The sequence below is a fragment of the Pseudomonas sp. URMO17WK12:I11 genome, assembly GCF_007677725.1.
In the GTDB taxonomy this organism is placed as follows: Bacteria; Pseudomonadota; Gammaproteobacteria; order Pseudomonadales; family Pseudomonadaceae; genus Aquipseudomonas.
The window spans coordinates 232,963-245,048 of record NZ_VEDF01000002.1 but is presented as its reverse complement, the minus strand read 5'-3'; the positions used below and the strand labels follow the sequence as shown (position 1 = coordinate 245,048).

At 64.0% G+C, this 12,086-nt stretch carries 10 protein-coding genes and 1 pseudogene; 8 read left to right on the top strand and 3 right to left on the bottom strand.

Annotated features, from left to right (window positions below; genetic code table 11):
* Positions 1–95 precede the first annotated feature (95 nt).
* The 6 genes and pseudogenes from FS665_RS04395 (at position 96) to FS665_RS04370 (ending at position 4,962) form a co-directional block, all read left to right on the top strand.
* Entirely contained in the window at positions 96–734 is a 639-nt protein-coding gene (locus FS665_RS04395; protein WP_145183994.1) for a peroxiredoxin, read from the top strand.
* Between the two features lie 175 nt (positions 735–909).
* The gene (locus FS665_RS04390) at positions 910–1,875 is read left to right on the top strand and encodes a sulfonate ABC transporter substrate-binding protein (protein ID WP_145183992.1); all 966 of its coding nucleotides are present in this window, start codon (positions 910–912) and stop codon (positions 1,873–1,875) included.
* A 60-nt stretch (positions 1,876–1,935) separates the two neighbouring features.
* Positions 1,936–3,084, top strand: a complete 1,149-nt coding sequence (ssuD, locus tag FS665_RS04385; protein ID WP_145183989.1) for an FMNH2-dependent alkanesulfonate monooxygenase — start codon at positions 1,936–1,938, stop codon at positions 3,082–3,084.
* 10 nt (positions 3,085–3,094) lie between these two features.
* Positions 3,095–3,892, top strand: a complete 798-nt coding sequence (ssuC, locus tag FS665_RS04380) for an aliphatic sulfonate ABC transporter permease SsuC (RefSeq protein WP_145183986.1) — start codon at positions 3,095–3,097, stop codon at positions 3,890–3,892.
* Positions 3,864–4,701 (top strand): annotated as a pseudogene (ssuB, locus tag FS665_RS04375) (aliphatic sulfonates ABC transporter ATP-binding protein). Before ssuC ends, ssuB begins: the two are co-directional and overlap by 29 nt.
* A gap of 45 nt (positions 4,702–4,746) precedes the next feature.
* On the top strand, positions 4,747–4,962 hold the full coding sequence (locus FS665_RS04370) for a molybdopterin-binding protein (RefSeq protein WP_003255829.1): 216 nt from the start codon (positions 4,747–4,749) through the stop codon (positions 4,960–4,962).
* 36 nt (positions 4,963–4,998) lie between these two features.
* Here the strand turns inward: FS665_RS04370 and FS665_RS04365 are convergent, their stop codons facing one another.
* The 3 genes from FS665_RS04365 to FS665_RS04355 form a co-directional block, all read right to left on the bottom strand.
* A complete protein-coding gene (locus FS665_RS04365; protein ID WP_145183981.1) occupies positions 4,999–5,631 on the bottom strand; it encodes a TetR/AcrR family transcriptional regulator in 633 nt (210 codons plus the stop codon).
* Positions 5,631–7,208, bottom strand: a complete 1,578-nt coding sequence (gene gshA, locus FS665_RS04360) for a glutamate--cysteine ligase (protein ID WP_178108290.1) — start codon at positions 7,206–7,208, stop codon at positions 5,631–5,633. Before gshA ends, FS665_RS04365 begins: the two co-directional genes overlap by 1 nt.
* Positions 7,209–7,454: 246 nt before the next feature.
* Positions 7,455–9,779, bottom strand: coding sequence for a Tex family protein (locus FS665_RS04355; RefSeq protein WP_145183975.1), 2,325 nt, complete (start codon positions 9,777–9,779; stop codon positions 7,455–7,457).
* 216 nt (positions 9,780–9,995) lie between these two features.
* Between FS665_RS04355 and ompR the strand changes: the two genes are divergently transcribed.
* Together ompR and FS665_RS04345 are read left to right on the top strand one after the other, a co-directional pair.
* Positions 9,996–10,736: a two-component system response regulator OmpR gene (gene ompR, locus FS665_RS04350; RefSeq protein ID WP_145183972.1), complete on the top strand. Its 741-nt coding sequence runs from the start codon at positions 9,996–9,998 to the stop codon at positions 10,734–10,736.
* Positions 10,737–10,749: 13 nt separating this feature from the next.
* The gene (locus FS665_RS04345; protein ID WP_145183970.1) at positions 10,750–12,063 is read left to right on the top strand and encodes an ATP-binding protein; all 1,314 of its coding nucleotides are present in this window, start codon (positions 10,750–10,752) and stop codon (positions 12,061–12,063) included.
* Positions 12,064–12,086: the final 23 nt, after the last annotated feature.

Below are 12,086 nucleotides of genomic sequence, written 5' to 3'. Positions count from 1 at the left end.
AAAAGTTATAAATAAATCATTATTTATTCTTTTTCTTTTGGTTCGAATGCAGGCACATTTATCCCATAAGCCCGGACAGCACAGGAGCAGCACCCATGAGCCTCAAACTCGGCGACATCGCCCCCGACTTCGAGCAGGACTCCAGCGAAGGCAAGATCCGCTTTCACCAATGGCTGGGCGATAGCTGGGGTGTGCTGTTCTCCCACCCGGCCGATTTCACGCCGGTGTGCACCACCGAGCTGGGCCTGACCGCCAAGCTCAAGGATGAATTCGCCAAGCGCGGCGTCAAGGCCATTGCGCTGTCGGTAGACCCGGTCGACTCGCACCACAAGTGGATCGAGGACATCAACGAAACGCAGAACACCGTGGTCAACTTCCCGATCATCGCCGACGCCGACCGCAAGGTTTCTGATCTGTACGACCTGATCCATCCCAATGCCAGCGATACGCTGACCGTTCGCTCGCTGTTCGTCATCGATCCCAACAAGAAGGTGCGCCTGACCATCACCTACCCGGCCAGCACCGGGCGTAACTTCAATGAGATCCTGCGAGTGATCGACTCGCTGCAACTGACCGACACCCACAAGGTGGCCACCCCAGGCAACTGGCAGGACGGCGACGATGTAGTGATCGTGCCTTCGCTCAAAGACGAAGACGAGATCAAGCAACGCTTTCCCAAGGGTTACCGCGCAGTCAAACCCTACCTGCGCCTGACCCCTCAACCCAATCGCTGAAAGCAGTTGCAAGTCATAAGCGGCAAGCGGCAAGCGGCAAGTATGAGCGATATGGGCGACTGCTTCTTCTTGCAGCTTGCCCCTGAAACTTGCCGCTGCTGCTCCCCAGTACCTTACTCGCCCGACAACGAGGCAAGCAGGTGCAACCTGAACCCAATCCGCACAGGAGAGCGCCATGCGCACTGTCTTCTTGCGTCGTGGTCTGGTCGCCCTGTTTGCGGCGGCTGTGTCCTTCGGCGTCATTACTCAAGCCCAGGCCGAAAGCCTGCGCATCGGTTATCAGAAATACGGCACCCTGGTGCTGCTCAAGGCCAAAGGCACCTTGGAAAAACGCCTGGCCGAGCAAGGTGTGCAGGTGCAGTGGACCGAGTTCCCCGGTGGCCCGCAGTTGCTCGAAGGCCTCAACGTCGGCTCGATCGACTTCGGCGTGACCGGTGAAACGCCGCCCGTCTTTGCCCAGGCGGCAGGGGCCGACCTGCTGTATGTGGCTTATGAACCACCGGCCCCGCACAGCGAAGCGATTCTGGTGCCCAAGGGCTCGCCGATCCACTCGGTGAAGGAACTCAAAGGCAAGAAAGTCGCCCTCAACAAGGGCTCCAACGTTCACTACCTGCTGGTTCGCGCCCTGGAAGACGCGGGCCTCAAGTACAGCGATATCCAGCCGGTATACCTGCCCCCGGCCGACGCCCGCGCCGCCTTCGAGCGCGGCAGCATCGACGCCTGGGTCATCTGGGATCCTTACCAGGCCGCTGCCGAGCAGCAGTTGCAGGCGCGGACCCTGCGCGACGGTCAGGACCTTGTCGACAACCATCAGTTCTACCTGGCGACCCGGGACTACGCCACCCAGCACCCGGCAGTGATCAGCACCTTGATCGACGAAGTGCGCGCCGTGGGCCAGTGGTCGCAGGCCAACCCCCAGCAAGTGACCGATCAGGTTGCGCCCCTGCTGGGCCTGCCCGCCGACATCACCCTGACCTCGGTCAAGCGCCAGGGCTACGGTGCCGCGCCGCTCACTCCGCAAGTGGTGCAAGCGCAGCAGAAGATTGCCGACACTTTCCAAGCGCTCAAGCTGATCCCCAAGCCGCTGAGTATCAAGGATGTGATCTGGACACCCCCCGCCAAGGTCGCCAGCGCGCCTTGAATGACTCGCCTGCGTCAGGGCCATGCCCTGACCAGCGTTACCCTTGAGGAGACAACTCCAATGAGCCTTAACATCTTCTGGTTCTTGCCCACCCATGGCGATGGCAAGTACCTCGGCACCGCCGACGGCGCCCGCGCGGTCGACCATGGTTACCTGCAACAGATCGCCCAGGCTGCCGACCGCCTCGGTTTCGGCGGCGTGCTGATCCCCACCGGGCGTTCCTGCGAGGACTCCTGGTTGGTGGCCGCATCGCTGATCCCGGTGACCCAGCGCCTGAAGTTCCTGGTCGCCCTGCGCCCGGGCATCATTTCGCCGACCGTGGCCGCGCGCCAGGCGGCAACCCTGGATCGGCTGTCCAACGGCCGCGCCCTGTTCAACCTGGTGACCGGCGGCGACCCGGACGAGCTGGCCGGCGACGGCCTGCACCTGAATCATCAGGAACGCTACGAGGCGTCTGTCGAGTTCACCCGTATCTGGCGCAAGGTGCTCGAAGGGGAAGTGGTCGACTACGACGGCAAGCACATCCAGGTCAAAGGCGCCAAGCTGCTCTATCCACCCATCCAGCAGCCGCGTCCACCGCTGTATTTCGGTGGCTCGTCCGAAGCCGCCCAGGACCTGGCTGCCGAACAGGTCGAGCTGTACCTGACCTGGGGCGAGCCGCCGAGCGCGGTGGCTGAAAAAATCGCCCAGGTGCGGGAAAAGGCCGCCGCACAGGGGCGTCAGGTGCGCTTCGGCATCCGCCTGCACGTAATCGTGCGGGAAACCAACGAACAAGCCTGGGCGGCGGCCGACAAACTCATCTCGCACCTGGACGACGAAACCATCGCCCGGGCCCAGGCCTCGCTGGCACGCTTCGATTCGGTCGGCCAGCAGCGCATGGCGGCCCTGCACAACGGTAACCGCGACCAGCTGGAGGTCAGCCCCAACCTGTGGGCCGGCGTCGGCCTGGTGCGCGGTGGCGCCGGCACCGCGCTGGTTGGCGATGGGCCGACCGTGGCTGCCCGGGTCAAGGAGTACGCGGCACTCGGTATCGATACCTTCATCTTCTCGGGTTATCCCCACCTGGAGGAGTCCTACCGGGTTGCCGAGCTGTTGTTCCCGCACCTGGACGTGCAACGCCCGGAGCAGGCCAAGAGCGGCGGCTACGTAAGCCCGTTCGGCGAGATGGTCGCCAACGACATCCTGCCCAAGTCGGTCGCGCAGAGCTGAGGGCCGGATCATGAGTCGTGCAACTTCCACTACCCTCAGCCAGCGCCTGGCGCCCTGGGCCCTGCCGGTATTGCTGCTGGCGATCTGGCAACTGGCGGTCAGCGCCGGTTGGCTGTCCACGCGCATCCTGCCGGCACCGAGCGCGGTGGTCAGCGCCGGCGTCGAGCTGGTGCGCAGCGGTGAAATCTGGACCCACCTGGCCATCAGTGGCTGGCGTGCCGGGTTGGGCTTCGTCATTGGCGGCAGCCTGGGCCTGGCGCTGGGCTTCATCACCGGCCTGTCCAACTGGGGCGAGCGCCTGCTCGACAGCTCGGTGCAGATGATCCGCAACGTGCCACACCTGGCGTTGATTCCGCTGGTGATCCTGTGGTTCGGCATCGATGAGTCGGCGAAGATCTTTCTGGTCGCATTGGGCACGCTGTTCCCGATCTACCTGAACACCTATCACGGTATCCGCAACGTCGACCCGGCGCTGGTGGAAATGGCGCGCAGCTATGGCCTGTCCGGGTTTGGCCTGTTTCGCCAGGTGATCCTGCCTGGCGCCCTGCCGTCGATTCTGGTTGGTGTGCGCTTCGCCCTGGGCTTCATGTGGTTGACCTTGATCGTCGCCGAAACCATTTCGGCCAACGCCGGCATCGGCTACCTGGCGATGAACGCGCGTGAATTTCTGCAAACCGACGTGGTGGTACTGGCCATTGTCCTGTACGCGGTGCTCGGCAAGCTTGCCGACCTGGCTGCCCGAGGCCTGGAGCGGGTGTGGCTACGCTGGCACCCGGCCTATCAGACCGCGAAGAAGGAGGGCGCATGACTGTGCTCAAGGATCAGCCGCCACGCCTGTTGCGTGGCATCCCCCTGGCGGCCAAGGGCGTGCGCAAGGCATTCGGCGCCCGCGAAGTGCTCAAGGGCATCGACCTGCACATTCCTGCCGGCCAGTTCGTGGCCATCGTGGGCCGCAGTGGTTGTGGCAAGAGCACCTTGCTGCGCCTGCTGGCCGGGCTCGACCAGCCGACGTCCGGGCAGCTACTGGCCGGTGCCGCCGCGCTGAGCGACGCCCGCGAAGAAACCCGCTTGATGTTCCAGGACGCACGCTTGTTGCCTTGGAAGAAAGTCATCGACAACGTCGGCCTGGGGCTGACCGGTGACTGGCGCCAGCGCGCCCTCGATGCTCTCGAAGCAGTAGGCCTGGCAGATCGCGCCAATGAATGGCCCGCCGGCTTGTCAGGTGGCCAGAAGCAGCGCGTGGCCCTGGCCCGGGCATTGATCCATCAACCGCGCCTGCTCCTGCTCGATGAACCGCTCGGCGCGCTGGATGCCCTGACGCGCATCGAAATGCAGCAACTGATCGAGCGGCTGTGGCGCACCCATGGCTTTACCGTGCTGCTGGTCACCCATGACGTCAGCGAGGCGGTGGCGGTCGCCGACCGGGTGATTCTCATCGAGGACGGCGAAGTCGGCCTGGACCTCGAGGTCGAACTGGCCCGGCCCAGGGCGCGAGGTTCGCATCGCCTGGCCGCGCTGGAAAGCGAAGTGCTCAACCGTGTGTTGTCGGTGCCGGGCACCGCGCCCGAGCCCGACCCTGTAGCCCCATTGCCCACGCAGCTGCGTTGGGCGCACTGAATCCCCTACCTATCAGACTCAACGCCAACGAGAAGGAAACAAGCCATGACTATCAAAGCGATCAACGTGCGTAACCAGTTCAAAGGCACCGTGAAGGAAATCCTCGAAGGCCCGGTTCTGTCGGAAATCGACGTGCAAACCGCCTCGGGCATCGTCACCTCGGTGATCACCACCCGCTCGGTGCGTGAGCTGGAGCTTCAAGTGGGCAGTGAAGTGATTGCCTTCGTGAAATCGACGGAAGTGTCCATCGCCAAGTTGTGATGGCGCGAACTGGGACTGCCTGGCAGTCCCAGCAGCTCAGGCGTGTCGCTTGGCCAGAAAGGGCGGTAGATACAGGCCCAGATAAGCCTCGAACACGCGTTTGCCTTCTTCGGCCATGCGTGGGGTGATGCTTTCGTGCAATTGCATGGAGCGCGCATACACCCGGTCGCTCAGCTCCATGGCCAGGGTGAACACATCCACATCCAGCGGCATCACCGGCAAATGGAAGTGCTGGTCGAACAGCCTGTGCATCAGTTCGCCCAGTTCCAGGTCGTGGTGACGGTCGGCCTGCACCACTTCGCTAAGCCCATGCTGGGCCAGGATCAGCTGCCGTGCGGCAGTGTCCTGGTGATAGATATCCAGCATGCGCTGTTCGATCAGTCGCGCCAGTTCATGCCAGGTGCTGAACGCACTGCTGTCGATTGGCGCGCTCAAGGCTTCGCGAAACGTCCGGTGCACATCGCCGGTCAAGGCTTCGAGCAGGGACGGCACGCTGGCGAAAAAGTGGTACACCGACGACGGCGGAATCTGCGCCCGTTCGGCCACGCTGTAGATCGACAGCGCTGCCATCCCATGCTCGGCCAGCAGCGCCCGCGCCGCAGCCAGAATCGCTTCGATCCTCGCCTGGCTACTGGCGCGCGGTCGGCGCGGGGCGGCGACACGGTTCATCAGTTGCTGATTGCCAGGATGCTAGCCTGGTAGGCGCCGACGAACAGGTCGAAGTCGCCGACCTCCTCTTGCTCAAGTTCAGCCTGCTTGGCCAGCGACTCACGGGCGAGGGTTTCGAAATGCGCCTGCTGCTCGGCTGGCAGCGGCTGTTCGCGGAAGCTCTCGGCGTGCAGGCGGCTCTGGCGCAGGGAGAAGGCGATGAAGCTCTCGTCGTGTTCGGTCATGCGCGCCAGCACTTGCGCGGAAGGCGTCAGCGACGGGTCGTCGACCTTGGCCTGCTGCGCTTCCATGGCCTTGGCATGGGCATCGCCGCCGTGGGCCTGGTCGAGCAGTTGCGCCAGTTGGCCGATGTCGGCCAGCAGGGCGCTGGCCCATTCCTTGAGCGCGACCGGCTGACCATGGCGCTGCAAATGCAACCCCGGACGCCGGCCTTCCTTGACCACGGCCAGGAAGTTATGCGTGCATTGGCCGCATTCGGCGTTGTCCAGCTGCGGGCTTTCATCCAGCGCGCAGAACAACAGGAAGGCATCGAGAAAGCGTGCTTCGGTCAGGTCGATGCCGACCGGCAGGAACGGGTTGATGTCCAGGCAGCGCACCTCGACGTACTGCACGCCACGCGAGGTCAAGGCCTGGATCGGCCGCTCGCCGGTGTAGGTGACCCGTTTCGGGCGGATGTTCGAGTAGTACTCGTTCTCGATCTGCAGGATGTTGGTGTTCAACTGCACCCACTCGCCATCGACGTGGGTACCGACTTCGACGTAGGGCGGGTAGGGCGTGCCGACGGCCTTGCGCAGGCTGTCGGTGTAGCTGGCCAGGTTGTTGTAGCACGGCGTCAGGCCAGCCTGGGCGTTGCTCTGGTAGCCCAGATCGCTCATGCGCAGGCTGGTGGCGTAAGGCAGGTAGAGGGTATCGGCGTCGAGCTCTTCGAGCTGATGCGGGCGGCCGCGCAGGAAACCTTTGTCCAGTGCGGGCGATGCCCCGAACAGGTACATCAGCAGCCAGCTGTAGCGGCGGAAGTTACGAATCAGCGCGATGTACGCAGAAGACTGGTACTCGCGATCGCTCTGCTGGTCGCCTTCGGCATCGCGCAGCAACGGCCACAGCGCTTCAGGCAACGAGAAGTTGTAATGGATACCGGCGATGCACTGCATGGTACGGCCGTAGCGCAGGGCCAGGCCCTTGCGGTAGACATGCTTGAGCTTGCCGATGTTGGAGCTGCCGTACTCGGCTATCGGGATGTCTTCTTCTGCCGGCAGGGTGCACGGCATCGAAGGGCTCCACAGGTACTCGTGGGCAAGCTTGCTGTAGACGAAGCGGTGCGTCTGTTCGAGGCTTTCGAGCACCTGCGCCGGATCGGCCAGGGCCGGGGTGATGAATTCCAGCAGCGATTCGGAATAATCGGTGGTGATCTGCTCGTTGGTCAGCGCCGATCCCAGCGCTTCGGGATGCGGGGTCTGGGCCAGGCGGCCCTCATCGGTTACGCGCAGGCATTCGCGCTCAATACCGTGCAGGCACTGCTCGAGCAGGGGAAGATTGGCGCCGAGCAGGCTCAGGCGGCGGTTGAGGAGGTCGCTCAAGGTGTATTCCTTCACGCATCAGTCGCCCCAATATGGGGGTAGAAATGACGGTCTACAAGGGTAGGAAGAAAGGAACTGGCGTTGTCGCCTGGTTTACGCGGTTCCGGCAGTGCCAACCACTGCCGAAAAATACCGCAGTTACCCCTTGGTGAGCTAGAGAACCGTGAAGGTTCCCTAGCCATGGCGACGCGCTTGTCGCCTTGAGCTACGTCGACGTCGACCCGCCCAGGGCAGGGCGTGACGGGCCTATTTCTTCTTCAGTTGCTTGGCATTGGCGAACAGTGCGGCCATGGCGTTGTTGCTCGGCGCAGCGGCGGCGGTTTCACGCGCGCGCGGCGCTGGTTGCTGGCGGTTGCCGGCGCCGCCACGGCTGCCACCGCGGTTGCCCTCGACCTTTTCACCCGGGGTATCGCCCATGCGCATCGACAGGCCGACGCGCTTGCGCGGGATATCCACTTCCATGACCTTGACCTTCACCACATCGCCGGCCTTGACCGCTTCGCGGGGATCCTTGACGAACTTCTCCGACAACGCCGAGATGTGTACCAGGCCATCCTGGTGCACGCCGATGTCGACGAAAGCACCGAAGTTGGTGACGTTGGTCACCACGCCTTCGAGGATCATGCCCGGCTGCAGGTCCTTGAGGTCCTCGACGCCATCCTGGAAGGTGGCGGTCTTGAACTCAGGACGCGGGTCGCGGCCAGGCTTGTCCAGTTCCTGGAGGATGTCGGTGACGGTAGGCAAGCCGAAGGTCTCATCGGTGAAGGTCTTCGGGTCCAGGCGCTTGAGGAAGCTGCTGTCACCGATCAGCGAGCGAATGTCGCGATCGGTGTCGGCGGCGATGCGCTGTACCAGCGGGTAGGCTTCAGGGTGCACGGCCGAGGCGTCCAGCGGGTTGCTGCCATTCATCACACGCAAGAAGCCGGCCGCCTGCTCGAAGGTCTTCTCGCCCAGGCGGCTGACCTTTTTCAGCGCCGCTCGGGTGGCGAACGGGCCATTGGCGTCGCGGTGCGCGACGATATTCTGGGCCAGGGTCGCATTGAGGCCGGAGATGCGCGTCAGCAGCGCCACCGAGGCCGTGTTGACGTCCACGCCCACGGCGTTCACACAGTCTTCGACCACCGCGTCCAAGCCGCGCGCCAGTTTCACCTGCGAGACATCGTGCTGGTATTGGCCGACGCCAATGGATTTCGGGTCGATCTTGACCAGCTCGGCCAGGGGGTCCTGCAGGCGCCGGGCGATCGACACCGCGCCACGGATCGAGACGTCGAGGTCGGGGAATTCGCGGGCAGCCAGTTCGGAAGCCGAATACACCGAGGCGCCGGCTTCGGAAACCATGATCTTGGTGATGTTCAGCGCTGGGTATTTCTTGACCAGGTCTGCCACCAGCTTGTCGCTCTCGCGGCTGGCGGTGCCGTTGCCGATGGCGATCAATTCGACCGAGTGCTTGGCGCACAGCGCCGCCATCACCGAGAGGGTGCGATCCCATTCGTTCTTCGGCGCATGCGGGTAGACCGTGGTGTAGTCGAGCAACTTGCCGGTGGCATCGACCACGGCGATCTTGCAGCCGGTGCGCAGGCCCGGGTCGAAGCCCAGCGTCGCCCGTGGGCCTGCCGGTGCGGCCAGCAGCAAGTCGTGCAGATTGTGGGCGAAGACGTTGATGGCCTCGCCCTCGGCGTTGTCGCGCAGCTCGCCGAACAGGTCGGTTTCCAGGTGGGTGTAGAGCTTGACCTTCCAGGTCCAACGCACCACTTCGCCGAGCCACTTGTCGGCCGCCCGACCGCGGTTCTCGATGCCGACATGCTGGCCGATCATCAGCTCGCACGGGTGCAGGGTTCCGGGCAGCTCCTCGCCGACCTTGAGCGAGGCGCTCAATACGCCTTCGTTGCGGCCACGGAAGATCGCCAGGGCACGGTGCGAGGGGGCATTGCGCAGCAGCTCGTCATGGGCGAAGTAATCGCGGAACTTCGCGCCTTCGTCTTCCTTGCCAGCCACCACGCGCGCGCTGAGCACGGCTTCCTGCTTGAGGAAGTTGCGCAGCTTGTCGAGCAGGGCGGCATCTTCGGCGAAGCGCTCCATGAGGATGTACTTGGCGCCTTCGAGCGCCGCTTTTACATCGGCAACGCCTTTTTCGCCATCGACGAAACGCGCGGCTTCGCTTTCAGGGGCCAGGTCGGGGTTTTCGAACAGGCCGTCGGCCAGCGCGCCAAGGCCGGCTTCCAGGGCGATCTGGCCCTTGGTGCGGCGCTTCTGCTTGTACGGCAGGTAGAGGTCTTCGAGACGGGTCTTGGTATCGGCCAGCTTGATCTCGCGGGCCAGCTCGGGGGTCAGCTTGCCCTGCTCCTCGATGCTGGAGAGGATGCTGGCGCGGCGGTCGTCGAGCTCACGCAGGTAACGCAGGCGTTCTTCCAGATGGCGCAACTGGGTGTCGTCGAGGCTGCCGGTGACTTCCTTGCGATAACGGGCAATGAAGGGCACGGTCGAGCCTTCGTCCAACAAGCCCACGGCCGCCTCGACCTGCTGGGGGCGTACGCCCAGTTCTTCGGCGATACGGCTGTTGATGCTGTCCATGTGAACCACCTGACATTTGTGAATACGGGGGCGCCGCAGGGGCATTGGCCCAGTGGCGCTGGATCGAAGCGGCGCATTATACCCATCGCCAGCGCCTTGCGGTGATGGCGCCCGGCCACCCGGCAGTGGCGCCCGGGGAAAAATCTGCTAACAATGCTCACGCAACGGGCAGCATTGGCTACGCCATAATGCGCGGCGACATCAGAGGAGTTATTCATGACCGGCACTGCGAACACCGCTGAAGGTGACAAGATTCTCATCGTCGACGACGATCCGGGGCTGAGCAGCCTGCTGGAGCGTTTCTTCACCAGCAAGGGCTATCGCGCCCGTGCGGTGCCCAATACCGAACAGATGGACCGCCTGCTGCAACGCGAGGTGTTCAACCTGGTGGTGCTCGACCTGATGCTGCCAGGCGAAGACGGCCTCTCGGCGTGCAAGCGCCTGCGCCAGTCGAACAACCAGATCCCGATCATCATGCTCACCGCCAAGGGTGACGAGCTCAGCCGCATCAAGGGCCTGGAGCTGGGCGCCGACGACTACCTGGGCAAGCCTTTCAACCCCGACGAGCTGATGGCGCGGGTCAAGGCCGTGTTGCGCCGCCAGGCGCCGAGCGTGCCTGGTGCCCCAGGCAGCGAGGACGAGTCGGTCACGTTCGGCGACTACGAGCTGTCGCTGGCGACCCGCGAACTCAAGCGTGGCGACGAAGTGCACATGCTCACCACCGGCGAATTCGCCGTGCTCAAGGCCCTGGTCATGCATGCGCGCGAGCCGCTGACCCGCGACAAGCTGATGAACCTGGCGCGTGGCCGCGAGTGGGATGCACTGGAGCGCTCCATCGACGTGCAGATTTCGCGTCTGCGCCGCATGATCGAACCGGACCCGTCCAAGCCGCGCTATATCCAGACGGTGTGGGGTGTGGGCTACGTGTTCGTGCCAGACGGAAACGCCGGCAAATGATGCAGCGTCGTCGATGAAAACGCCGCTGTGGTTCCCGCAGAGCTTCTTCGCCCGCACGCTGTGGCTGGTGCTGATCGTCGTGCTGTTTTCCAAGGCATTGACGCTGGTGTACCTCCTAATGAACGAGGACGTGCTGGTCGATCGCCAGTACAGCCACGGCGTTGCGCTGACCCTGCGCGCCTATTGGGCGGCCGACGAAGAAAACCGGGACAAGATCGCCGAGGCCGCTGGCCTGATCCGCGTGACGGGTTCGGGCGTGCCGGAGGGCGAGCAACACTGGCCCTACAGCGAAATCTACCAGCGCCAGATGCAGGCCGAACTGGGTGAAGACACCGAAGTGCGCCTGCGCATCCATGCCCCGCCGGCGCTGTGGGTGAATGCGCCGAGCCTGGGCCCGGGCTGGCTGAAAGTGCCGTTGTATCCGCACCCGCTGCGCGGGCAAAAAATCTGGAACGTGCTGGGATGGTTCCTGGCAATCGGTTTACTGTCCACGGCGTCGGCGTGGATTTTCGTACGTCAGCTCAACCAGCCGCTCAAGCGCCTGGTGTTCGCTGCGCGGCAACTGGGCCAGGGGCGCAGCGTGCGCCTGCCGATCAGCGATACGCCGAGCGAGATGACCGAGGTGTACCGCGCCTTCAATCAAATGGCCGAGGACGTCGAACAAGCCGGGCGAGAGCGCGAACTGATGTTGGCCGGCGTGTCCCACGACCTGCGCACGCCACTGACGCGCCTGCGCCTGTCGCTCTCGTTGCTGGGCAGCGACAGCGAGCTGAGTGACGATATGGTGCGCGATATCGAGGACATGGACGCGATTCTCGATCAGTTCCTGGCGTTTATCCGCGATGGCCGGGACGAGCCGGTCGAAGAGGTCGACCTGGCCCACCTGGTGCGTGAAGTAGTAGCGCCCTACAACCAGCCAGAAGAGCGCGTGCGCCTGTGCCTCGAGCCTATCCCGCCGTTCCCGCTGCGCCGGGTTTCGCTCAAGCGCATGCTCGACAACCTGATCGGCAATGCGCTGCACCATGCTGGCAAGGGCGTGGAGGTGGCCGCTTATGTGTCGGGCGACGAGAGCGCGCCCTATGTGGTGCTCAGCGTGCTCGACCGCGGCACCGGGATCGACGAGTCCGAGCTGGAAACCATCTTCAACCCGTTCATTCGTGGCGACCGCGCGCGGGGAGGCAAAGGCACTGGCCTGGGGCTTGCCATCGTCAAGCGCATCGCCGCACAGCATGGCGGCAATGTCGAGCTGCGCAACCGTTCCGGTGGCGGCATCGAAGCGCGAGTGCGCTTGCCATTGGGGCTGCTGCTGCCGCGTAACGCGGTGTGAGGGCTAGCGGCCCGGTCGCCTTG